This window comes from Rivibacter subsaxonicus, from assembly GCF_004217215.1.
Taxonomy (GTDB): domain Bacteria; phylum Pseudomonadota; class Gammaproteobacteria; order Burkholderiales; family Burkholderiaceae_C; genus Rivibacter; species Rivibacter subsaxonicus.
Genome location: NZ_SHKP01000004.1, coordinates 715,259 through 736,534, shown reverse-complemented (window position 1 = coordinate 736,534; position 21,276 = coordinate 715,259). Strand labels below are relative to the sequence as shown.

Here is a 21,276-nt window from a genome sequence, read left to right as displayed (position 1 = left end):
GGCTTCTAGAATCGGTCGCATGCGTGTGCTGACCTGGCTCCTGCGAGCCTTCATCTTCTTTGCGCTGTTCGCGTTTGCATTGAACAACCAGCACGAGGTCGCGCTGAAGTGGTTCTTCGGCCGCGAATGGAAGGCGCCGATGGTCTTCATCGTGCTGGCGGTCTTCGGCCTCGGCTGCGCCCTCGGCGCCAGCGCGATGCTGCCCAGCTGGTGGCGCCATCGCCGCACCGCGCAACTGGCGCGCCCGCCACGCGAGGCTCCGCCGACCACCCAACTGGCCGAGGCCGCCGCGCCCGCCCCTCTCGAGCACCCGCCGCGCGATGGACTCTGAACTCCCCTGGGTCACCTTCGCCCTGATCGGCGTGATGCTGGCCTTCGCCGCCGGCTGGATCGGCTCGCGCCTGGACATCCGCCAGTGGAAGCGCGAGCAGAGCGACTCGCCAAAGGCCTACTACAAGGGCCTGAACCTGCTGCTCAACGAGCAGCAGGACAAGGCGATCGACGCCTTCATCGAGGCGATGCAGCAGGACCCCGGCACGGCCGAACTGCACTTCGCGCTCGGCAACCTGTTCCGCCGCCGCGGCGAGTACGAGCGCGCGGTGCGCGTGCACGAGTACCTGCTCGCGCGCAGCGACCTGCCCGAGGCCGACCGCCACCGTGCGCGCCACGGGCTGGCGCAGGACTTCATGAAGGCCGGCCTCTTCGACCGCGCCGAGGCCGCGTTCCGCGAGCTCGACGGCACTGCCTTCGCCACCGATGCGCGGCTCGAGCTGCTCAACCTCTACGAGCGCACGCGTGACTGGCGTGCGGCGATCGATTCGGCACGCAAGCTCGAGGCGGCCGGCGCCGGGTCCTTCGCCACGCGCATCGCGCACCACTGGTGCGAGATCGCCGAGGAGGCCGATGCGCGCCAGCGCCCCGACGAGGCCGACGCCGCACTGGCCGAGGCGCGCGCGGTCGCGCCGCAGGCACCACGGCCGCTGATCCTGGCCGGCCAGCGCCTGGCCGCGGCCGGCCGCCACGCCGAGGCGCTGGCGCTCTGGAACGAACTCTTCGCGCTGCAGCCGGGCGCGGTCTCGCTGGTCGCGGCCGAGTACGCCGCCAGTGCGCTGGCCGCCGGCGACCCGGCGGCCGCGCGCGAGCGGCTGGCCGCGCTGCAGGCCCGCCAGCCGAGCAGCGATACGCTGGCCGCGCTGCTCGGCCTCGAGCCCGACGCCGCGGCGCGCTCCACGCGCCTGCAGCAGGCCTTGAAGCAGCAGCCCACGCTGTCGACCGCGGCCGCATTGCTGAAGGAAAATGCGGCCACGGCAGACCCTGGCGACAAGACGCAGGCCGAGCAACTGGCGCAGGTGGTCGGCGCGCGCGCCAAGCCGCAGCAGCGCTACCGCTGCGCCGCCTGCGGCTTCGAGGCGCAGCATTACTTCTGGCAATGCCCCGGCTGCCAGACCTGGGACAGCTACCCGCCCGTGCGGCTCGACGATCAATGAACGCTGCCACCGCCACTCCATTGAGCCTTGACCGCTTGGCGCGTGCGCGTGTGCTGGTGGTCGGCGACGCGATGCTCGATCGCTATTGGTTCGGCGCGGTCGAGCGCATCTCGCCCGAGGCGCCGGTGCCGGTGGTGCGCGTCGAGCGCGAGGAGGAGCGCCTGGGCGGCGCCGCCAACGTGGCGCTCAACGTCAAGACCCTCGGCGGCCAGGCCACGCTGATGACGGTGGTCGGCGACGACGAGCCGGCCCGGGTGCTCAAGAAGCTGCTCGAGCGCGACGGCGTGCAGACCCTGCTCGGCCATGACGAGCAGCTCTACACCATCGTCAAGCTGCGCGTGATCGGCCGCTCGCAGCAGCTGATCCGCGTGGATTTCGAGAACCAGCCCACGCACGAGGTGCTGCTCGACATGCTGGGCGACTACGAGCGCGCCCTGCCCGGCTTCGACGCGGTGCTGTTCTCCGACTACGGCAAGGGCGGCCTGACGCACATTCCGCACATGATCGAACTGGCCCGCAGCGCCGGCAAGCCGGTTCTGGTCGACCCCAAGGGCAGCGACTACAGCCGCTACGCCGGCGCCACCGTGATCACGCCCAACCGCGCGGAGCTGGCGCAGGTGATCGGCGGCTGGAGCAGCGAGGCGCAGTTGCACGAACGCTCGCACAAGCTGCGCGAGGAACTCGGCCTCGAAGGCCTGCTGCTCACGCGCAGCGAGGAAGGCATGTCGCTGTTCGACGCCGAAGGCGAGCTGCGCGTCGCGGCGCAGGCGCGCGAGGTTTTCGACGTCACTGGCGCCGGCGACACCGTGATCGCCACGCTGGCGCTGATGCTGGCCGCCGGCCTGCCGTTGCGAGAGGCAGTGCCGATCGCCAACCGTGCCGGCAGCATCGTGGTCGGCAAGTTCGGTACTGCCAGCGTGAGCTTTGAGGAGCTGTTCCCGTCATGAAGGTCGTCGTCACCGGAGCCAGCGGCTTCATCGGTTCCAATCTGGTCATCGGCCTCAACAAGCTGGGCATCGACGATGTCATCGCGGTCGACCACCTGAAGAACGGCCCCAAGTTCCGCAACCTGGTCGACGCGCGCATCAGCGACTACTTCGACAAGAGCGAGTTCTACGCCCGCTTCGGGCGCGGCGAGTTCGGCAAGGTCGACGCCGTGTTCCACGAGGGCGCCTGCTCCGACACGATGGAGCACGACGGGCGCTACATGCTCGACAACAACTACCGCGCCAGCAAGGACCTGCTCGACGCCTGCCTCGCGCAGGGCACGCGCCTGCTCTACGCCTCCTCGGCCGCGACCTACGGCGCCAGCAGCGCCTTCGCCGAGGAACCGGCCAACGAGCGCCCGCTCAACGTCTACGGCTACTCCAAGCTGCTGTTCGACCAGATCGTGCGACGCGCGCTGCCGAAGGCGAAGACACAGGTCGCGGGCTTTCGCTACTTCAACGTCTACGGCCCGCGCGAGCAGCACAAGGGCCGCATGGCTTCGGTCGCGTTCCACCACTTCCACCAGTTCCGCGCCGAGGGCCATGTCAAGCTCTTCGGCGAGTACAACGGCTACGGCCCCGGCCTGCAGGAGCGCGACTTCGTCTCGGTCGACGACGTGGTCGCGGTCAACCTGTGGTTCCTGCAGCACCCCAAGGCCAGCGGCATCTTCAACCTCGGCAGCGGCCGCGCGCAGCCCTTCAACGACGTCGCGCACGCCACCGTCAACGCCTGCCGCGCGCTCGACGGCCATGAACCGCTCAGCCTCGACGAGCAGGTCGCGCAGGGCCTGGTGCAGTACATCCCGTTCCCCGCCGCGCTGGTCGGCAAGTACCAGTGCCACACCGAGGCCGATCTCGGCCGGCTGCGCGCGGCCGGCTGCGACCATGTCTTTGCCGATGTGAACGCCGGCACCACGCGCTACGTGCAATGGTTGTCGCAGCAGCCCGCGGCCTGAGGGCGGCGCTGCTGGCGGTCGCGCTCGGCGCGCTCGCCCCGCTGTCCGGCGCCGCCGAGGTGAACACCGCCTCGCAGGCCGAGCTCGAACGCATCAAGGGCATCGGCCCGGCGCTGTCGCAGCGCCTGCTCGACGAGCGCGCCAAGGCGCCGTTCAGCGACTGGGCCGACCTGCAGAAGCGCACCGGCGGCGTCAAGGCCGCGGCCGCGCAGCGGCTCTCGGCGGCCGGACTCACGGTCAACGGCAGCGCCTACGCCGGCGCCGAGGCACCGGCCACACCGGCGTCGCGTTGAGTCGTGGCCGCGTTCGCGGGCCAGCCAAAGAACTTCAGCACCTCCTCGCGCCGCGCCATCACGTCGGCGGCGCCTAGCGCCATCAATTCGCGCGTGTAGTCGCGCTCGAACAGCAGGTAGCTCGCCAGCGCGGCGCCACCGCCGGCGGTCGGCAGCGCGGCGTCGGCATCGCCATGGACGCCGGTGGCGCGCAGCATCGCCCGCACGGGCGCCGGCAGCGCCTGCACATGGCGCGCAGCGATGTCATCGAGGCGCTGGCTCGGCGAGACCACCAGCAGTTCGATCGGCCGCAGCGGCGTGCGCTCGCGCGCCTCGGGTGGCAGCAGCGCCAGCGTGCTGTTGATGCGGCGCAGGCGCTCGATGTCGACCGCCAGCGCGTCGAGGAAGATGCTGGACAGCGCATGGCCCGCGATCTGCGCCAGGCTCGGGTAGCCGCCCGCCACCGGCCGCGCCACGCCCGGTTCGTGCAGCCGGCCGGCACCGACGACGACGATGCGCTGCGCTCCGAGGTGCACCGCCGGCGAGATCGGTGCCACTTGGCGCATCGAGCCGTCGCCGAAGTACTGCGTGCGTCCGGCCAGCGGCAGTGCCACCGCCGGGAACACGAAGGGAATCGCCGACGAGGCCAGCAGGTGCGCATGGCTGATCGGGCTGCGCAGCGCCAGCCGCTGCGAGCGCGTCCAGGGGGCGCAGTGGCCGATCGAGTCGTAGAAGGTCACGTGCTCGCCGCTGCTGTAGTCGGAGGCGGTGATCGCCAGCGCCTGCAGGTGGCCGGCCTGCATCAGCGCCGGCAAGCGCTCGAGCGGCACCAGGCGGTCGAGCAGTTCGGCCAGCGGCGAGTTGTCGAGCAGCGACTTCGGCCGCGCCCGCTTCCAGCGTGCAAACGCCCAACCCACCGAGAACAGGCTCAGCCAGCGCGCGCCGGTGCGCGCCACGCCCCAGGCGTCGGCGCGGTAGACCTGGGCCGCGTGCATCGCGCCCCAGGTCGCGGCCAGCGACCCGATCGTGGCGTCGAAGTCGTCGGCGCCGCAGGCCAGGGCGGCCGCGTTGATCGCGCCGGCCGAGGTGCCGACGATCACCGGGAACGGGTTGTGACGCTCGGCCGGCGCCTGCTCGCGGCGCAGCCCGGCGATGGCTTGCAGCACGCCGACCTGGTAGGCGGCACGCGCGCCGCCGCCGCTCAGCACCAGTCCGGTGACGGGCAAGGCATTCATGCCGTCGATGATGCCGCGCGCCGCTCAGAACGGCTCGAAGTCGACCCGGTGTATCTGCAATTCGTCACGCAGCAGTCGCTGCCACGCAGCGCTTGGGCTCCAGACCCGCGTCACCGCCTCGTAGGCCTGCTGCGGATCTTCGCGCAGGCGCGTGGCCCGGTACAGGAAGACCATGGCCGAGGCACGCATGTTGACCTGGCAGTGCACCAGCACCTTGCGCCCGGAGAGCCCGTCCATCAGGCGGACGAACTCGTCCACGTCGCGCGAGCTCGGGCGTTGGAAGTCGATCGGCAGGTTGCGATAGACCAGCCCCTGCGCCTTGACGATGGCCGGCTCCTGCGCGACGGCGTCGGCCACCGTCGGCGGCGCCAGGTAGATGACGGCGTCGAAGCCCTGCTCGCGCAGCGTCTGCAGCCAGGCGGCGCTCGGCTGGCCCGAGGTGACGAGCCGGGTCGAGATCTGAACCAGGTTCGGTGGCGGGGCCGGGGTTGCCGCCTGGCAGGCTCCAGCGGCTGCCAGCCCGAGTAGCAGGCCGAGCAGCGCGCGCCGGCGCTCAGTCGTCGTGCTTGTGGTTCTTGCCGTGACCCTTGCCGCTCTTGCCATGTCCCTTGTCGTGTCCCTTGCCATGCCTGTGCCGGTACTCGGGAACGTACACGTCGTTGTACCAGGTGTCCTGCACGAAGTAGACCTTCTGGCCGCAGGCGTTGTAGGCGCCGCAATGCTTGCGCCATTTCCTGGCATGGCCGGGTGGCACATGCAGATAGACCGGCTCCGGCCGCACGCCGACCACCCGGTGGACGATCACCGGCTGCGGATAGAGCAGTTGCGGCTGCGGGTAGGCGTTGCCGAGGTCGATGCGGCCGTAGAAGCCGGGCTGGCCGATCTGGACCGAGACGCCGACGTCGGTGGCCGAGGCGGCGCTGGCCGCCAGCGCGATGGCGGCGACGGACAGGAACTTGAGACAGGCTGGCTTCATGGCTGGCAGAAGAGAGGAGACAGGTATTCAACGCGGCGCGCACGGGCGCCGCCGACAAGAGTGTCCCGCAGCCGCGGACGGGCTTGCATCCGGATGCAACCGTGTGTTCATTCGTACACGATCGCGGCACCGCCCGGCACGCTGGCGCGCCAGCGCGCGAGCGCGGCGTCGGTGGGCCAGAAGCGGCCGTCGTCGCCGAGGTCGAGTTCGCCGCGCGCGCTGTCGCGCTCGATCAGCAACCGCACCGCCAGGCCCTGGGTCGTCTCGCCATGCTCGCTGCTGATGCGCCTGGGCGGGAAGGCGCGCACCAACTCCGCCGCCGGCGGCTCGACCCCGTTCACCGGCACGCGCAGGTACTTGCCCCAGCGGCAGCGCGCGCCGGGCAGGTCGAAAACCTGTTGCACATTGAGCCGCAGCCCACCCGAAAAGCGGTCGTTTTGCACCTTGCCGAGCACGACGATCAGTTCGTCCTCGCGCAGGCTGTCCTTGTGGGCGTTGATCAGATCCTCGTTCGCGACCGCCTCGATCGCCTCGCTCTTGTCGTCGAGCTTGAAGATTGCGACCCGCCCGCGCTGGCCGTTGACGATGCGAAGCTCGCTGACGATGCCGCACAGCAGCTGCGGCTCGCGGGTGTCGATCAGGTCGCCGATGCGGGTGCGCGCAAAGCGCCGCACCTCGGCCTCGTGCTCGTCGAACAGGTGGCCGCTGAGATAGAAGCCGAGCGCCGTCTTCTCGAAACTCAGGCGCTCGCGCGTGCCCCAGGGCTCCATTGCCACCAGCTCGGGTTCCTGGGTCGAGGAACCATGCGCCACGTCGTCCGAGCCGCCAAAGTCGAACAGGCCGCCCTGGTCGGCATGGGCGAGCTGGGTGTCGGCGTAGTCGAAGCCCAGGCCGACGCTGGCCAGCAGCGCGGCGCGGTTCAGCTCGAACTTGTCGAAGGCGCCGCCCTTGATCAGCGCCTCGACCACGCGCTTGTTGACGCGCTGGCGGTCGATGCGAGCACAGAAGTCGAAGAAGCTGCTGAAGGCGCCGCCCTCGCTGCGGGTGGCGACGATCGACTCGATCGCGCCCTGGCCGGTGCCCTTGATCGCGCCCAGGCCATAGCGCACGCGGCCTTTCTCGATCGGCTCGAAGCGCCAGGTGCCGGCGTTGACGTCCGGCGCGTCGAAGGCCACGTTGAACTGCTTGGCGTCGTTGATCAGCACGCGCAGCTTGTCGGTGTCGTCCATCTCCACCGTCATGTTGGCGGCGAAGAACTCGGCCGGGTGATGCACCTTGAGCCAGCCGGTGTGATAGGCCAGCAGCGAGTAGGCGGCGGCATGGCTCTTGTTGAAGCCGTAGCCGGCAAACTTCTCCATCAGGTCGAAGACCTCGTCGGCCTTCGCTTCGCCAATGCCCTTCTGCGCCGCGCCCTCGCGGAAGATCAGCCGGTGCTTGGCCATCTCCTCGGGCTTCTTCTTGCCCATCGCGCGGCGCAGCAGGTCGGCACCGCCGAGCGAGTAGCCGCCCAGCACCTGCGCGGCCTGCATCACCTGCTCCTGGTAGACCATGATCCCGTAGGTCTCGCCCAGCACCTGCTCGAGCAGCGGGTGCGGGTACTCGACGATCTCCTTGCCGTGCTTGCGCGCGCAGAAGCTCGGGATCAGGTCCATCGGGCCCGGCCGATAGAGCGCGTTGAGCGCGATCAGGTCCTCGAGCCGGCTCGGCCGCGCGTCACGCAACATGCCCTGCATGCCGCGCGATTCGAACTGGAACACCGACTCGGTGAGCCCCTCGGCGAAGAGCTTGTAGACCTTGGGGTCGTCGAGCGGGATCGTCTCGAAGCTGAAGTCGGCGCGCTGCGGGTAGCGCGCCTTGATGAAGTCCTTGGCCAGCTCGAGGATCGTCAGCGTCGCCAGGCCGAGGAAGTCGAACTTGACGAGGCCGATCGCCTCGACGTCGTCCTTGTCGTACTGGCTGACCGCGCTCTCGCTGCCGGGCTGCTGGTAGAGCGGGCAGAAGTCGGTGATCTTGCCGGGCGCGATCAGCACGCCGCCGGCGTGCATGCCGACGTTGCGCACCGTGCCCTCGACGCGCGCGGCCAGCGCCAGCAGTTCGGCCACCTCTTCCTCGGCCGCCTCGCGCTGTTCGAGTTCCGGTGCTTCCTTGCGCGCGTAGATCAGGCCGGGGTCGGGCTTCTCGGGCACCTTCGCGAGCGTGACCGTCTTGCCGGGCGGCGCCGGGATCAGCTTGGCGATCGAGTCCACATGGCCGTAGCCCATGCCGAGCACGCGGCCCACGTCGCGCAGCGCGGCCTTGGCCGCCATCGTGCCGAAGGTCGCGATCTGGCTCACCGCGTCGAGCCCGTACTTGCCCTTGACGTAGTCGATCACCCGCTCGCGGTTGCCCTGGCAGAAGTCGATGTCGAAGTCCGGCATCGAGACCCGCTCGGGGTTGAGGAAGCGCTCGAACAGCAGGTTGTATTCGAGCGGATCGAGGTCGGTGATCAGCAGCGCGTAGGCCACCAGCGAGCCGGCGCCCGAGCCGCGGCCGGGGCCGACCGGGCAGCCGTGGCTCTTGGCCCACTGGATGAAGTCGGCCACGATCAGGAAGTAGCCCGGGAAGCCCATCTTGAGGATGGTCTCGATCTCGAACTCGAGCCGCTCGACGTAGCGCGGGCGCTGCGCCTCGCGCTTGGCCTCGTCCGGATAGAGCGCGCGCAGCCGGCCCTCGAGGCCGGCGAAGGAGGCCTCGCGGAAGTAGTCGGCCATCGGCATCGGCGCGGGCACGCCGTCGGCGCCAGGGCGCAGCGGCGTCGGAAAGTCCGGCAGCTGCGGCTTGCCGAGCACCAGGCTCAGCGAACAGCGGCGCGCGATCTGCAGCGTGTTGGCCAGCGCGCTCGGCACGTCGGCAAAGCGCGCCCGCATCTGGGCCGCGCTCTGGAAATGCTGCTGGCGCGTGAAGCGCTTGACGCGGCGCGGATTGGCCAGCGTCTCGCCCTCGGCGATGCAGGTGCGCGCCTCGTGCGCCTCGAAGTCCTCGGCCTCGAGAAACTGGATCGGGTGCGTCGCCACCACCGGCAACTGCAACTCGGCCGCCAGCGGCACGGTCGCGCGCACCAGCGGCTCGTCCTGCGGCCGGCCGGCGCGCTGCAGCTCGAGGTAGAAGCGCTGCGGGAACATCGCCGCCAGGCGCTGCGCCACGTCGCGTGCACGCTCGCCGTCGCCGGTCAGCAGCGCCTGGCCGATGGCGCCGGTATCGAAGCCCGAAAGCGCGATCAGCCCCCCGGCCTTCTGCTCGAGCAGCGCCCACGGCACGCAGGCCTGGTTGCCGCGCTGCACGTTGCGGGTCCAGGCATGGGCCAGCAGCTCGCTCAGGTGGCCGTAGCCGCTGCGGTTCTGCACCAGCAGCAGCAGGCGCGAGGCGGGGCGGTCGGCGCCGTCGGGGTCGAGCCAGACGTCGGCGCCGATGATCGGCTGCACGCCCTTGGCGCGCGCGGCGCCGTAGAACTTGATCGCGCCGAAGAGGTTGGAGAGATCGCTGATCGCCAGCGCCGGCTGGCCATCGGCCGCGGCGGCGGCCACCATGTCAGCGATCCGCAGCGTGCCGTCGACGACGGAATATTCGGTGTGGGTGCGCAGGTGGACGAAGGACGGCGGCAGGCTCATCCGGGGATTCTAGAGAGCGGCTTGTGGCCCTCCTGACGACCGACCGCCAAGGAAGTCACCGAAGCAGGTCGAAGTCGAAGTCCTCGCGCTCGAAGCGCTCGCCGTCGAAGGCGCCAAAGCCCGCCTCCTCCACGCACTTCAGCTCCTTGCCGTGGCGCTGGCCGGTGCGGCGCACCACGACACCGCTGCTGAAGACCGGGCCCTGCTCGCCACGCAGCGTGCGATCGAACAGCCAGTAGTCCCAGTTGCCGTTGCGAAAGCGCAGCCGCGCCTCGCCGCCGCCCGAGTAGCCCGTGCTGCTGTGGATGAAGGTTCCGGCCGCGGGCTCCGGCGCCGGCGGGACCACCAGTTCCAGCTTGCCGGGCATGCCGGTGCGGTACTGCAGCTTCTGCGGCGCCGGGCCGGGACTGGCGCACAGCGAGACCATGCGCCGCCCAAGCGTGCAGCCGAAGACCACTTCCTCGTCGGCGCTGCAAAGGAAGCGCGAAGGCGGCGCGGCTTGGGTCGCGGCGACCACGAACAGCAGGGCAATCGGCAACCGGCGCATCGGCAAGACTCCTTCGACAACGATTGGGGATGGCGCCCGAACGGTAGCGCATCGGCCCGGGTACAGAGCCGCTCGCTCTCAGCCGGGTGGCGCGGACGGCAACCTGCGCTCGCTCGCGCAGTCGAGCAGCCAGCGTGGCGGAAGGTCGGTCAGCAGCGCGATGCGATAGGCCGCCAGTCGTAGCGCCGGGTCGGAGGTCGGCATGTCGAGCGGCAACTCGCGTGGCGCGTAGTGGTCGACCGCAGCTGCGCCGAGGCCGGCGTAGAAGCGCGCGCGTGCCTCCAGTTCGTCGCTCGAGTCGGCTCCGGTGAGGTCGACGCAATCGCGCAACAGCGTGGGGCTGTCTGCAATGTCGGTCCAGTCCATTGCCGCGGCCGTCTCGACGGCGGAGCGGGCGCTGTCGCGCATGCGGTCCTGCCTGCTCTTGCGCTGCGCATTCACACGGGCCGCGACGCGCCATGTCAGCAGCACCGCCAGCGCGAACGCCACCAGTTGCGGCACCGCCGAGGGCTCGACCCAGTTCGCCGGAGCCGTCGGGTCGAGCCCCGGCCAACGCGCGCGCAGCAGTGCCACGCGCGCCAGCTCGAGCAGCGGCGCCAGCACGCCGAACAGCCACAGTGCGATCGATGCCTTGTAGATCAGCGCGATGCCGGTGCCATGCTCGATCTTCCAACGCATCAGCGGCAGCTCGATGCGCAGCCATGCGCGCGGCCGGTTGGCAAAGGCGCCGTCGGGCAGGCCGAGGCTGCGCTCGATGGCCGCGGCGCGGCCGACGAGCTCGATGTAGAGCTGGTCGTTGCGAGCGTTGTAGACGACCAGCCCGATCGTCACCGCCAACCCGAACAGCGAGACCGCGACGGCGATCAGCCCACCGGCCTGGTGGCTCGTCGCCACCGCCACCGCCGTGGCAACCGGCAGCAAGGCGAGCAGCTTGAATCGGATGTCGGTCAGCAGCCTGAAGTTGCTGCAGACCTCGCCATACTCCTTGAGCAGGGCCTCGCGCCGCAGCTTCTCGGCCTCGGCCGATGCCTCGGCCCGGAGGCGGCGACCGGCCCGGCCCAGCGCAAGGGCCGCGAGCAGCGCGGAAAGGGTGGCGGCGTAAGGACGCGGCATGCGGGCCTCCATCGCGCAGGGTGCGCCCGCCAACCATAGTGCCGAGGTCCCTGCCCGTCTCCCGGCAATTGCGGAACCCGGCGCCGCTGGCTTTCGCCCCAGACCCACTTGCTCGGCGTGGAGCGACCGGCCCCGCTTGCGTGCGCCTCAGATCCGGGCGTCGATGCTCGTGGCGTCGAAGACCGAGAGCTGCGGCTCGCCCACCGCGAGCGCGGCGATCGCCCTGGCAAAGGCGCGCGAGGCCGGCAGCGCGAAGTGCGCCTTCAGCGCGGGCGGGTCGGCCCATTGCTCGACGAACACCAGCCGCGAGGCGTCTTCGGCATCGATGTGCACCGCATGCGCCAGGCAGCCCGGCTCCAGACGCGAACGGCGCACATGCTCCAGGCTCAACGCCAGCGCCTGTTCGAAGCCGCCCTCGCGTGCAACCAAGCTGCCGGTCACCAGGATCATCATCCGTCTCCGTTGATGGAACGCAGCTTCGTCTCAGCCGCGCGGCCGGCCCGACTCCACGCAGCCGCCGTAGAACACGGCGAAGGGATGCAACTCGTAGCCGAACACCCGGTTCTGGATCGCCGGGTCCTGCTCGAGCATGGCGCGTGCCTCCTGCTCCGACGCCGCCGCCAGCACGACCAGGCCCTTGTCGGCGTAGCGCGCGCCGAGCAACAGGCTGCCCTGCTCGCGCAGGCGCCGCAGATTGGTCGAGTGCTCGCGGAAATGAGCCTGCTCGCCTGGCGGCTTCGCCGCATCCCAGGCCGGGCCGGTGCGGATCTCGACGGCGAACAGGCGGCGGTCGTCGGGCCTGCTGGCCGGCGCCGGCGCGGATGCCGGCTGCGCCGCGGCGTCGGCCCCCGCCAGCGCCGCCAGCAGCAGCGGCAGCGACGCGCTCAGCGCGGACCTTCGATCGGGCATGTCAGTCTCCCGCGTTCGTTGTTCGTGCGCGCCAGGCCGAAGCGGCCCACCCCGCCGCCAGCGCCGCCAGCGGCACGGCAACCAGGCTCGTCACCGCAAACCACAACGGATGCGGAATCGCCGTCAGCGTGGCGAGCGTGGCGGCCAGCATCAGCAGGCCGATGATCACCGCGAACAGCACCGGCCGCGTGCGCGCCAGCACCGCCGCGACCAGCGCACCAACGAAGCTGCCCGCGACCCAGGACGCGAGGACGAACAGCAGCGCGGCCACCGGCGCCTCCAGCGCGTAGGCGCGCAGTTGCTCCGGGTCCGAGGTGTCCAGGCCGGCCGGGAGCGGATGGACCCAGTGGCCAAGAGCCTGCACGGCCGACACCACCGCGACCGCGATCACCGCGCCGGCCACCAGCGCCACCGAGTACCGAAGCCAGGCTGGCATGCGCTTCTCCTTGGCTGCAATGATCATCCTTGTCGGCGGCGGCCGCGCGGTGCGGCCGGTCGGCCGCCACCGGTGCGCCGACTCAGGCGCCGCCGTCCAGCACCAGTTGCGTCTGCGTGACCACCGCGCAGAGCTTGCCGTCGGCGGTGCTGATCGATGTCTGCCAGACCATTGTCGTGCGGCCGCGGTGCAGCGCGACGCAGTCGCCGGTGAGCACCGTGCCGACGCGCGCCGCGCCGATGAACTTGGTGCTCGAGTCGGTGGTCGTGGTGCGCTTGCCGGCGCCGAGATTGAGCACGGTGCCGACCGCGCCGAGCGTGTCGGCAAAGGCCATCAGCGCGCCGCCATGGGCGATGCCGCCGGCGGTGCAGAGGTCGGCGCGGACCGGCAACTCAGCGACCACGTGCTCGGGCGCGAGGCTGAGGAGGCGGACGCCCATCAGGCCGGGGAAGATTGGGGCGAGAAGCTGCTGGAGAGTGGCAATGTCGTACATGGACGTTCCTCGCTTGGGCGGGTTGCTCCACAGCCTGGCGTCCGGCTGACTTCGCTACTAGCTGCCATCAGCACGACGAACGGCCTCTTCAAGCTGCCCGTCGAAGTGCTCAGTGTCATCTCGCGGCCTGCTTGCCAGACGATATTTCGCTTCTCCAAGCATCTCGTCAGTGGCGACACCTTGGCTCAAGAAAGTGGCGATCATCAGGTCAGAAAGCTGGGCGATTGGAACGTTCCAATGAACCTTGCAGCGTTCAAGCAACCCCGTACTCGCTTCACCGATCCACGGACCTGCGATATCGGCGACTGTCTTTGCGTTCGCTTGCATCCTGGCATCCAAGGACGGCCCGAACTCGACTCGACAACGCACGCCGCTCACCTCTCCACCCCCTTCATCAACCCCACGATCCTCTGGTCATAGTCCTTCGGGAACTCCCAGAACCTGCCGCCGCCCGGCAGCGTGACCGGCACCAGGCCGCGCGCGGCAGGGTCGCCGTGGTAGCGGAACAGCGTGAACATGTCGCTGCTGATCCAGGTGTCTGTCTGCCAGTAGGTGTGGGCCATGCGCCGCAGGCCGGGCAGCACGACGGGGTCGAGCTTGATGAGGTCGAAGCCCATGCGCTCGGAGGCGTCGATCAGGAATCGAGCCTGCTCCTCGTTCAGCTCGGTCGGGTCGGGCCGGCCGATGCGCGAGGAGCCCTGGTGGCGCTGCGCCAGGCGCAGCGTGGCGTCGCCCATGTTGGCGGTGACGGTCACGCGGTCGGCAAGATCGGCGTAGCGCTCGAGGTCGCTGACGAAGCCGCGCGTGTCGGCGTCGGGCGCGGCGTAATAGACCACGCCCAGGCGCAGCCGCTCTTTCAGCTGCTCGCGGCTCTCGCCGGGGCGCGGCGTGCCGAGCAGCGCCAGTCCGCCGGTGGCGACGGTGGCGCCGGCGCTGTAGGCCATCACGTCGATCTTCTTGGCGGTGGTGTTCTCGCCCAGCATCGTGATCAGCCGCGCGAACTGGGGCTGCGATTCGTGCGCGTGGCGCAGGTCCATGCCATAGGTTCGCAGTCGCTCGGCCGAGGGCCAGACGAAGCTGAGCACCACCACGTTGCGGCCGGCGAAGTGCCGGAACTGCGCCGCCTGGCCGGTGCCGCGGTGCATCGCGTTGTTGGCGCCGTGCACGTAGACCACGATCTCGTGCACCGGACTGTTGGCAAGCGCCCGGTTCACCAGCGCAAAGAAGGCCTGCATCTGGCGCGACTCGGCCGCGTTGTCGCTCGGCCCGAGCTCGGCCAGCTGGTCGAGCCGGCGCAGGCGCAGCGCGGGGCGATCGCCCTCCTTGGCGCTGGTGGAGAGCGCATGAAGCTGGTCCCAGGTGAAACCGGGCTCGCCGACGTCGAAATGAGCCATGCCGAAGCGCAGCGTCGGGCTCGGGAAGATGGTGTGCACCGGCAGCGGATACTGCACCAGCACCTCGCGGTTGGTGGCGTAGAACACCGGCAGGTCGGGCGTGCGCAGTTCGTCGCGGGTGTCGGCAAAGGGATCGACCTCGCCGCTGGCAAACACCAGCGGCGTCGGCATCAGCACCACCGGCCGCTGGCAGCCGGCGAGCAGGCCGAGCATCAGCGCCATCAGCAGTGCCGCGGCGGGGCGAAACATCGAGCGGCTGACTCTCATTCGGCTCCTTTTTGCGGTGGCGCGATGCGACGCACCAGGTCGATGACGCGGCGGTCGAAGTCGGGCGGAAAGGTCCAGTAGCGCAGGCCTTCGGAGCCGGCCTGCGCCTCCAGCCCGCGCTGCGCGGGCGAGGCGTTGAACAGGAAACGCGCGACCACGTCGCTGCTGACCCAGGGGTCGTCGTACCAGAAGGTGTGCGAGCGACGCGGCAGGCCGGGAATGTCGTTGGGGTCGACCTTGAGCAGGTCGAAGTCGAGCGTCTTGGTGGCATCGATCAGGAAACGCGTCTGCGACTCGCTCAGCTCGGTCGGGTTGGGCCGGCCGGCGCGCGAGGCACCGCCGGCGATGCGCGCGAACACCAGCACCGAGTCGTTGAGGTTGGCCGCGACGCTGACGCGGGCTGCCACGTCGGCATAGCCGCGCAGGTCTTCGACGAAGGCACGGGTGTCGACGTCGGGCGCCGCGAAGTAGACCTGCCCGAGGCGCAGCCGCTGCCTGAGCGCGACGCGGGATTCGCCGTCGCGCGCGACGCCGAGCAGCGCCAGCCCGGGACTCGCGACCTGGGCCCCGGCGCTGTAGGCCAGCACGTCGATCTGGCTGGCCTTGGTGTTCTCGGCCAGCAGTTCCATCAGCCGTGCGAAGGGTGCCGCCGAGGCGGCCGCGTTGCGCACGTCGGTGGCGTAGCTCAGGAAGCTGCCCGCCGAGGGCCAGATGAAGCTCAGCACCACCATCCGGCGGCCGGTGAAGTGGCGGAACTGCGAGGCCTGCGCGGCAGCGCGCGGCACCACGTTGTTGGCGCCGTGCACGTAGACCACGAGCTCGCTGTTCGGGCTCGCGGCGAGCGCCTTGTTGACGTACGCGAAGAAGGCCTGCGCCTCGGGCGTGGTCTTGACCTTGTCGTCGGGGCCGAGGGTGGCCATCGGCTCGAGCTTCTCGAGCTTGACGATCGGGCGTTCGCCAGCGTCGGCGCTGGTGGACAGCGCGTGCAGTTCCTCCCAGCTGAGCTTCTCGTCACCGATGCGCACATGGGCCACGCCCATGCGCAGCCGCTCGCTCGGAAAGATCGTGTAGATCGGCTGCGGCACGTCGATCAGCAGACCGCGGTTGGTGGCGTAGAGCACCGGCACCTCGTTACCCTGCGCCAGCGGGCCGCCACTTTGGAAGGGGTCGATCTCGCCGGTCGTGAACTTCACCGGCGTCGGCATCAGCCGCACGGGCGTCTGGCAGCCGGCCAGCAGCGCGGCGAGCAGGCACAGGACGAGGAGGGATGCCTTGTTCTTCATCATGGCTTCGCGGCCGGGTTGAGCAGGCGACGCACGCGCTCGTAGAAATCCTGCGGGAAGGTCCAGTAGCGGGCGCCGCCATCGGTGGCCCGTGGCTCCAGTCCGCGCCCGGGTGGTGCTGCGTTTTGCAGGAACTGCGCCAGCACGTCGCTGCTGACCCAGGGATCGGCGAACCAGAAGTCGTGCGAGCGCTTGGGCAGGTTCGGGATGTCGTTCGGATCGACCTTGATGAGGTCGAAGCCGAGCCGCTGCGAAGCATCGACGAGGAACTGCGACTGCTCGCTGCTCAGCTCGGTCGGGTTCGGCCGCCCGGCGCGCGAGGCGCGGTTGGCGACCTGCGCGAACACCAGCACCGAGTCGTTGAGGTTGGCGGCGATGCTGACGCGCTCGGTGATGTCGACATAGGCATTCAGATCATCTACGGCGCGCCGGGTGTCGATGTCGGGCGCCGCGAAGTAGATCTGGCCGATGCGCCGGCGCTCGCGCAACTGCGCCCGGCTCTCGCCCGGGCGGGCCTGCGCCAGCTTCACCAGCGCCGGGCTCAGCACCTGGGCGCCGGCGCTGTAGCTGAGGATGTCGATCTTGCTGGCCCGGGTGTGCTCGGCCAGCAGGCCGATGAAGCGGGCGAAGGGCTCGACCGTCGCGGCCGCGTTGCCGACATCGGTGAAGTAGCGCACCAGCGAGCCGGCCGAGGGCCAGATGTAGGTGAGCACTACCATCCGCCGCCCGGTGAAGTGACGGAACTGCGCCGCCTGCGCCGCCGCCCGCGGCACCGTGTTGTTGGAGCCGTGCACGTAGACCAGCAGCTCGGTGCTCGGACTGGCGGCGATGGTCTGGTCGATCAGCCTGAAGAAGTCGAGCACCTCGGGCATCCTGGCCGGGTCGTCGCCGGCGCCGAGCACCGCGAGCTGGTCCAGGCGCTGCAGTTCGACCACCGGGCGCTCGTCGGCATCGGCGGTGGTCGACAGGCGGTGCAGCGTCTCCCAGTCGAGCGTGCCGTCGCCGATGCGCACATGGGCCACGCCCATGCGCAGCGTGTCGGTGGCCACGATCGTGTGCACCGGCTCGGGCCGCTCGACCAGCACGCCGCGGTTGGTGGTGTAGAGCACCGGCACGTCGGTGCCCTGCAGCTGTGGCCCGACCTTCTCGAAGGGATCGACCTCCCCGTTCTTGAAGGCCACCGGGGTCGGCATCAGCCGCACCGGCGTCTCGCAGCCGGCCAGCAGGCCCGCCAGTGGCAACAGCATCGACAGCAACGCCGCCAGGACGACCGGGCTTCTGAGTTCGGCAGAGGTGCTGGCTGGCTTCATCTTCGAGGTGGGTGCTTCGCTTCGATCGCCGCAGTCGACAAGCATACGGTCAGATCGGTGGCCGACGCCCCCGCGCGCCGGCGGCCGCTGCGGCACTTTCTAGAATCGGCGCATGTCCGAAGCCGTGCTCAACGTCGCCGCCTACAAGTTCGTGGCCCTGCCCGATGCCGCCGCGCTGCGCGAGCGCTGGCTCGCGCAGGCGCTGGCGCAAGGCCTCAAGGGCACGATCCTGGTGGCCGAGGAAGGCATCAACCTGTTCCTGGCCGGCGCGCCGGCGGCGGTGCGCGGCTTCGTCGCCGACGAGCTGCGCAGCGATGCGCGGCTGGCCGATCTCGAGGCCAAGGAGAGCTGGAGCGAGGCACCTCCCTTTGCCCGGCTCAAGGTCAAGCTCAAGCGCGAGATCATCCGCATGAACCACCCGACCGTGCAGCCGCAGGCCGGGCGCGCACCGGCGATCGATGCGCCCACGCTGGCACGCTGGCTCGATGCCGGCCGTGACGACGCCGGTCGCGAGGTGCTGATGCTCGACACCCGCAACGCCTTCGAGCTCGAGGCCGGCCGTTTTGCCGGCGCGATCGACTGGGGTATCGCGAAGTTCAGCGAGTTCCCGGCCGCGCTCGCGGCGCATGCCGAAGAGCTGCAGGGCAAGACCGTGGTGAGTTACTGCACCGGCGGCATCCGCTGCGAGAAGGCGGCACTGCTGATGCGGGAGCAGGGGCTCGAGCACACGCTGCAACTGGACGGCGGGATCCTGAAGTACTTCGAGCTGGTCGGGCATCGGCACTTCGACGGCGACTGCTTCGTCTTCGACGAGCGCATCGCGCTCGATCCGGGGCTGGCGCCGCGCGAATAGGCAGCACGAAAAAAAGCCCCGCGTCCCTGAGGTCGCGGGGCTGACAACAGGAGCCTGCGCCGGCATCGCCGGTGCGGGCCCATCCCTCCAGGATCTCTTGTCGCTCAGCGGAAGCTGTACTGCACGCTGCCGTAGAAGAAGCGACCGCGAACGTCGGTGTAGCTCGGGTCGAAGCCGGCGAGGAAGAAGTAGACCTGGTTCGAGGCCGGCGGGTTCTTGTCGAAGATGTTCTTGATCCCGGCGCGGAACTTCAGTGCCTTGCTCGCCTGGTAGCTGCCGCTCAGGTCCCACAGCTGGTACGACGGCACCTTGCGGTCGGAGCCGTCGGGCATCGGGTTCTGGTCGGTGTAGCCCGCGTAGAAGGTCTGGATCGCCGCCGCGCTGAACGGGCCGGCATCGACCGTCAAGCCGAGCGTGTGGCGCCAGCGCTGCACGACCTGGTCGCCGGCAAATCGGCCGACGCCATTGACGTACTCCGCGCCCTCGAAGTCCTGCGTCTTGTAGTCGAGCACGTAGGTGCCGTTGAGGAAGGCGCCGAGCCTGGCGTACTCGGTGGCGATGCCGCGCAGCTCGAGGCCGAGGTCGATGCCCGAGGTCTTGAGCGCACCGGCGTTGCGCAGGCGGCCGTCGATCTCGACGATCGGGCCCGGCAGGCCCGGGACGATCTCGGGGCCGCGGGTGATGTACTGCGCGTACCTGACCGGGTCGCTGAAGTACAGGCCTTCGGGCGAGACGATGGTGTTGGTCTTGCTGATGTTCCAGTAGTCCAGCGAACCGGTGAACATCGAGTTGGGCTCGAACACGAAGCCGGCCGAGAACTGCTTGCTCTCCTCGGGCTTCAGGTCAGTGGAGCCACCGACCTGCTTGTCGGGCTGCAGGCCGCAGTAGTCGGGCTCGAGACCCGGGTCGATCGCCACCGCCTGTGCGCAGTAGAAGTCGTCGTAGATGCCGTTGGTCTGGCCCAGGCGCGCCGGGGTGTAGAGGTCGGCCAGCGTCGGCGCCCGGAAGCCGGTACCGAACGAGCCGCGCACGACCACTTCCTTGGCCGGCGCCCAGCGCAGGCCCACCTTCGGGTTGGTGGTGCCGCCGACATCGCTGTAGCGGTCGTGGCGCAGCGCGAGCTGGGCCTCGAGCGACTTGAGCACCGGCAGGTTCAGCTCGGCAAAGACGGCATTGACCGTGCGGCTGCCGTCGAAGGCCTGCGCCGCGCCGTCGCCGCGGATCTGGCCGGCGGCCAGCAGCTCCGACGGGCGGAACTCTAGATCCTCGCGGCGCGACTCGAAGCCCAGCGCCAGTGCCGCCGAGCCGCCGTCCATCTGGAACAGCTCGCGCGAGGCCCGCACGTCGAAGGAGGTCGTCGAGCCCTTGCTCTTGCGGGCATCGTCGCGGATCTTGGTGGAGTTCAGCAGTTCGAGGCCGGCCTGGGTCGACGGGCCGAAGGGATTGATCGTGCCGGTGGCGAAGGCGGCGTTGAAGGTGTCGGTCTGGACGTAGCCATCGATGTAGGCATCGGTGACGCGGCTCTCGCTGTAGTTGAGCGCGGTGTTGTAGTCCCAGTCGGCCAGCGTGCCCTTGGCGCCGACGACGAAGCGGCCGGTGCGCGCGTCGACCTCGTTGGTTCGGCCACCCGCCTCGCTCAGGCGCATGCCCACGCGCAGCGCGCCGGTGTAGCCCGGGATCACGCCGGTCGGATAGTGCTGGCCGGTCGCCGGGTAGTCGAGGTTGGTGATCGTCAGCGCGCTGATGCGGTAGGTCGACTCGGTGCTGCTCAGCAGCACCTCGCCGAACAGCGTGTGGTCGTCGCCCAGCTTGAACTCGCCACGGCTGAGCAGCGAGAGCTTCTCCTGCTTCGGGAAGATCTCGGTGTCCTGCATGTAGTCGAACAGGCAGGCGTTGGGGCCGACGAAGCTGCCCGGCTCGTAGATGTTGGCCGGCGGGTTGCAGCCCGGCGCGCTCGGGTTGAAGCGGCCGCCGGTGGCGGTTGTGCTGCCGTCCGCGTTGACCCTAACCCTGCGAACGTTCGCCGGGAAGGTGTTCGAGCTGCCGACATCGAGGTTGATGTCGGGCTGATACACCGAGCCGATCCAGTCGCGCTGCGAGGAACGCAGCGCACCGGTGCGCGAGGCCTCGAGCACCGCGAACAGGTTGTAGCCATCCTTGTTGATGTCGCCGACGCCGCCCGATGCCGTGACGATGGTCTTGTCGGCACCGCCGTGCTGGGTGTCGCCGTAGTAGGCGTAGAGGTCGACGCCCTGGTAGTCCTGCCGCGTGATGAAGTTGATGACGCCGCCGATGGCGTCGGTGCCGTAGATGGCCGAGGCGCCGTCACGCAGCACTTCGACGCGCTGGATCGCGGCGGCCGGGATCGAGTTCAGGTCGACGCCGCTGGCGCCGCCGGGTGAAGCGAAGTTGGCGACACGGCGACCGTTGAGCAGCACCAGCGTGCTCGAGACGCCGATGCCGCGCAGGTTGGCGCCGTTGAAGCCGCGCTGGCCCGAAATGTCGCTGAAGCTGGCGCCGTCGGTGAGGTTGGCGGCGCTGGCGCTGACCTTGGTCAGCAGCTCGGCGGCGGTCGTCACGCCGGCCTTGTCGATCAGGTCGCGGCCGATGACGGTCACCGGCAGCGCGGTCTCGCCTTCGATGCGCTTGATGCTCGACCCGGTGATCTCCACGCGTTCGAGCTGCTGCTGGGAGTCCTGCGCAAGCGCGGGCAGCCCCAGGCTGGCGGCCAGCACGGCGACCGCGCCGGCTGCGGCGGTGCGGCGGAAGGTCGCCGGATTCTTGTGACGCACGGTGTTCATGTCTTGGGGAGCCCTTGAGTTGTGATGCCGGTAACGCGGCGTGAGAAAGTTCACTCGGAAATGGACCTGACCGGTCCGCCGTGGCTGGGCCGCGGCGGACACCCGGAGCGCACGCAATCCAGGCATGGGAGGCAGTCTGCGTGGAAACATCCGGCCACCGCCAGATTGCAAATACGCGACCGTCGCAATGCCGACAGCTTCCGTCGCAAAACTGAAAGCACGCGTCACATCGCCGTCACGGCCTTGCAGCAATGCGACATGCGCTTATGAATTGCCGTGGTGACGCAGACGCCGCCCCGCGGCAATGCCAA

General features: G+C 69.7%; 21 protein-coding genes. 6 read left to right on the top strand and 15 right to left on the bottom strand.

Annotated elements, in window-relative coordinates; translation table 11 throughout:
• Window positions 1-19 precede the first annotated feature (19 nt).
• Genes EV670_RS03380 through EV670_RS03360 form a run of 5 tightly spaced genes read left to right on the top strand, consistent with a single transcriptional unit; the run spans window position 20 to window position 3,722 of the window.
• Window positions 20-331: a lipopolysaccharide assembly protein LapA domain-containing protein gene (locus tag EV670_RS03380; RefSeq protein WP_130430388.1), complete on the top strand. Its 312-nt coding sequence runs from the start codon at window positions 20-22 to the stop codon at window positions 329-331.
• Window positions 321-1,487: a lipopolysaccharide assembly protein LapB gene (lapB, locus tag EV670_RS03375; protein ID WP_130430387.1), complete on the top strand. Its 1,167-nt coding sequence runs from the start codon at window positions 321-323 to the stop codon at window positions 1,485-1,487. The genes EV670_RS03380 and lapB overlap by 11 nt, the downstream gene beginning before the upstream one ends.
• A complete protein-coding gene (rfaE1, locus tag EV670_RS03370) occupies window positions 1,484-2,434 on the top strand; it encodes a D-glycero-beta-D-manno-heptose-7-phosphate kinase (protein WP_130430386.1) in 951 nt (316 codons plus the stop codon). The genes lapB and rfaE1 overlap by 4 nt, the downstream gene beginning before the upstream one ends.
• Complete coding sequence (rfaD, locus tag EV670_RS03365; RefSeq protein WP_130430385.1) at window positions 2,431-3,429, top strand: ADP-glyceromanno-heptose 6-epimerase; 999 nt, start codon at window positions 2,431-2,433, stop codon at window positions 3,427-3,429. Before rfaE1 ends, rfaD begins: the two co-directional genes overlap by 4 nt.
• On the top strand, window positions 3,402-3,722 hold the full coding sequence (locus tag EV670_RS03360) for a ComEA family DNA-binding protein (RefSeq protein WP_130430384.1): 321 nt from the start codon (window positions 3,402-3,404) through the stop codon (window positions 3,720-3,722). Before rfaD ends, EV670_RS03360 begins: the two co-directional genes overlap by 28 nt.
• On the opposite strand, the gene EV670_RS03355 is transcribed toward EV670_RS03360, so the two are convergent.
• The 14 genes from EV670_RS03355 to EV670_RS03290 form a co-directional block, all read right to left on the bottom strand.
• A complete protein-coding gene (locus EV670_RS03355) occupies window positions 3,680-4,936 on the bottom strand; it encodes a patatin-like phospholipase family protein (RefSeq protein WP_130430383.1) in 1,257 nt (418 codons plus the stop codon). The genes EV670_RS03360 and EV670_RS03355 overlap by 43 nt on opposite strands.
• A gap of 24 nt (window positions 4,937-4,960) precedes the next feature.
• The gene (locus EV670_RS03350) at window positions 4,961-5,539 is read right to left on the bottom strand and encodes a protein tyrosine phosphatase family protein (protein ID WP_165393221.1); all 579 of its coding nucleotides are present in this window, start codon (window positions 5,537-5,539) and stop codon (window positions 4,961-4,963) included.
• The gene (locus tag EV670_RS03345) at window positions 5,490-5,912 is read right to left on the bottom strand and encodes a hypothetical protein (protein WP_130430381.1); all 423 of its coding nucleotides are present in this window, start codon (window positions 5,910-5,912) and stop codon (window positions 5,490-5,492) included. Before EV670_RS03345 ends, EV670_RS03350 begins: the two co-directional genes overlap by 50 nt.
• 107 nt (window positions 5,913-6,019) lie before the next feature.
• Window positions 6,020-9,559 (bottom strand): DNA polymerase III subunit alpha, encoded by a 3,540-nt coding sequence (gene dnaE / locus EV670_RS03340; RefSeq protein WP_130430380.1) that lies wholly within the window; start codon window positions 9,557-9,559, stop codon window positions 6,020-6,022.
• Between the two features lie 55 nt (window positions 9,560-9,614).
• Window positions 9,615-10,106: a hypothetical protein gene (locus tag EV670_RS03335; RefSeq protein WP_130430379.1), complete on the bottom strand. Its 492-nt coding sequence runs from the start codon at window positions 10,104-10,106 to the stop codon at window positions 9,615-9,617.
• A 78-nt stretch (window positions 10,107-10,184) separates the two neighbouring features.
• A complete protein-coding gene (locus EV670_RS03330) occupies window positions 10,185-11,219 on the bottom strand; it encodes a hypothetical protein (protein ID WP_130430378.1) in 1,035 nt (344 codons plus the stop codon).
• A 147-nt stretch (window positions 11,220-11,366) separates the two neighbouring features.
• Window positions 11,367-11,669, bottom strand: a complete 303-nt coding sequence (locus EV670_RS03325; protein WP_130430377.1) for a putative quinol monooxygenase — start codon at window positions 11,667-11,669, stop codon at window positions 11,367-11,369.
• 33 nt (window positions 11,670-11,702) lie between these two features.
• A complete protein-coding gene (locus EV670_RS03320) occupies window positions 11,703-12,128 on the bottom strand; it encodes a YciI family protein (protein WP_130430376.1) in 426 nt (141 codons plus the stop codon).
• A gap of 1 nt (window position 12,129) precedes the next feature.
• Window positions 12,130-12,564 (bottom strand): hypothetical protein, encoded by a 435-nt coding sequence (locus EV670_RS03315; protein WP_130430375.1) that lies wholly within the window; start codon window positions 12,562-12,564, stop codon window positions 12,130-12,132.
• A gap of 82 nt (window positions 12,565-12,646) precedes the next feature.
• On the bottom strand, window positions 12,647-13,057 hold the full coding sequence (locus EV670_RS03310; protein ID WP_130430374.1) for a PaaI family thioesterase: 411 nt from the start codon (window positions 13,055-13,057) through the stop codon (window positions 12,647-12,649).
• Between the two features lie 57 nt (window positions 13,058-13,114).
• Window positions 13,115-13,384 (bottom strand): hypothetical protein, encoded by a 270-nt coding sequence (locus EV670_RS03305; RefSeq protein WP_130430373.1) that lies wholly within the window; start codon window positions 13,382-13,384, stop codon window positions 13,115-13,117.
• Window positions 13,385-13,431: 47 nt separating this feature from the next.
• Window positions 13,432-14,718, bottom strand: a complete 1,287-nt coding sequence (locus EV670_RS03300) for an alpha/beta hydrolase (protein WP_130430372.1) — start codon at window positions 14,716-14,718, stop codon at window positions 13,432-13,434.
• A complete protein-coding gene (locus EV670_RS03295; protein WP_130430371.1) occupies window positions 14,715-16,004 on the bottom strand; it encodes an alpha/beta hydrolase in 1,290 nt (429 codons plus the stop codon). Before EV670_RS03295 ends, EV670_RS03300 begins: the two co-directional genes overlap by 4 nt.
• Entirely contained in the window at window positions 16,001-17,311 is a 1,311-nt protein-coding gene (locus EV670_RS03290) for an alpha/beta hydrolase (protein ID WP_165393220.1), read from the bottom strand. Before EV670_RS03290 ends, EV670_RS03295 begins: the two co-directional genes overlap by 4 nt.
• A 112-nt stretch (window positions 17,312-17,423) precedes the next feature.
• On the opposite strand from EV670_RS03290, the gene EV670_RS03285 reads away from it, so the two are divergent.
• Window positions 17,424-18,164, top strand: coding sequence for a sulfurtransferase (locus EV670_RS03285; protein ID WP_130430369.1), 741 nt, complete (start codon window positions 17,424-17,426; stop codon window positions 18,162-18,164).
• Window positions 18,165-18,268: 104 nt separating this feature from the next.
• Here EV670_RS03285 and EV670_RS03280 read toward each other — a convergent pair whose 3' ends face one another.
• Window positions 18,269-20,965: a TonB-dependent receptor gene (locus tag EV670_RS03280; RefSeq protein ID WP_165393219.1), complete on the bottom strand. Its 2,697-nt coding sequence runs from the start codon at window positions 20,963-20,965 to the stop codon at window positions 18,269-18,271.
• Window positions 20,966-21,276: the final 311 nt, after the last annotated feature.

Bases quoted from the DNA above. Each gene is read 5' to 3' on its own strand.
- EV670_RS03380 (WP_130430388.1), top strand. From the start codon at position 20: ATGCGTGTGCTGACCTGGCTCCTGCGAGCCTTCATCTTCTTTGCGCTG.
- lapB (WP_130430387.1), top strand. From the start codon at position 321: ATGGACTCTGAACTCCCCTGGGTCACCTTCGCCCTGATCGGCGTGATG.
- rfaE1 (WP_130430386.1), top strand. From the start codon at position 1,484: ATGAACGCTGCCACCGCCACTCCATTGAGCCTTGACCGCTTGGCGCGT.
- rfaD (WP_130430385.1), top strand. From the start codon at position 2,431: ATGAAGGTCGTCGTCACCGGAGCCAGCGGCTTCATCGGTTCCAATCTG.
- EV670_RS03360 (WP_130430384.1), top strand. From the start codon at position 3,402: ATGGTTGTCGCAGCAGCCCGCGGCCTGAGGGCGGCGCTGCTGGCGGTC.
- EV670_RS03355 (WP_130430383.1), bottom strand. From the start codon at position 4,936: ATGAATGCCTTGCCCGTCACCGGACTGGTGCTGAGCGGCGGCGGCGCG.
- EV670_RS03350 (WP_165393221.1), bottom strand. From the start codon at position 5,539: ATGGCAAGAGCGGCAAGGGTCACGGCAAGAACCACAAGCACGACGACT.
- EV670_RS03345 (WP_130430381.1), bottom strand. From the start codon at position 5,912: ATGAAGCCAGCCTGTCTCAAGTTCCTGTCCGTCGCCGCCATCGCGCTG.
- dnaE (WP_130430380.1), bottom strand. From the start codon at position 9,559: ATGAGCCTGCCGCCGTCCTTCGTCCACCTGCGCACCCACACCGAATAT.
- EV670_RS03335 (WP_130430379.1), bottom strand. From the start codon at position 10,106: ATGCGCCGGTTGCCGATTGCCCTGCTGTTCGTGGTCGCCGCGACCCAA.
- EV670_RS03330 (WP_130430378.1), bottom strand. From the start codon at position 11,219: ATGCCGCGTCCTTACGCCGCCACCCTTTCCGCGCTGCTCGCGGCCCTT.
- EV670_RS03325 (WP_130430377.1), bottom strand. From the start codon at position 11,669: ATGATCCTGGTGACCGGCAGCTTGGTTGCACGCGAGGGCGGCTTCGAA.
- EV670_RS03320 (WP_130430376.1), bottom strand. From the start codon at position 12,128: ATGCCCGATCGAAGGTCCGCGCTGAGCGCGTCGCTGCCGCTGCTGCTG.
- EV670_RS03315 (WP_130430375.1), bottom strand. From the start codon at position 12,564: ATGCCAGCCTGGCTTCGGTACTCGGTGGCGCTGGTGGCCGGCGCGGTG.
- EV670_RS03310 (WP_130430374.1), bottom strand. From the start codon at position 13,057: ATGTACGACATTGCCACTCTCCAGCAGCTTCTCGCCCCAATCTTCCCC.
- EV670_RS03305 (WP_130430373.1), bottom strand. From the start codon at position 13,384: ATGCAAGCGAACGCAAAGACAGTCGCCGATATCGCAGGTCCGTGGATC.
- EV670_RS03300 (WP_130430372.1), bottom strand. From the start codon at position 14,718: ATGAGAGTCAGCCGCTCGATGTTTCGCCCCGCCGCGGCACTGCTGATG.
- EV670_RS03295 (WP_130430371.1), bottom strand. From the start codon at position 16,004: ATGATGAAGAACAAGGCATCCCTCCTCGTCCTGTGCCTGCTCGCCGCG.
- EV670_RS03290 (WP_165393220.1), bottom strand. From the start codon at position 17,311: ATGAAGCCAGCCAGCACCTCTGCCGAACTCAGAAGCCCGGTCGTCCTG.
- EV670_RS03285 (WP_130430369.1), top strand. From the start codon at position 17,424: ATGTCCGAAGCCGTGCTCAACGTCGCCGCCTACAAGTTCGTGGCCCTG.
- EV670_RS03280 (WP_165393219.1), bottom strand. From the start codon at position 20,965: ATGAACACCGTGCGTCACAAGAATCCGGCGACCTTCCGCCGCACCGCC.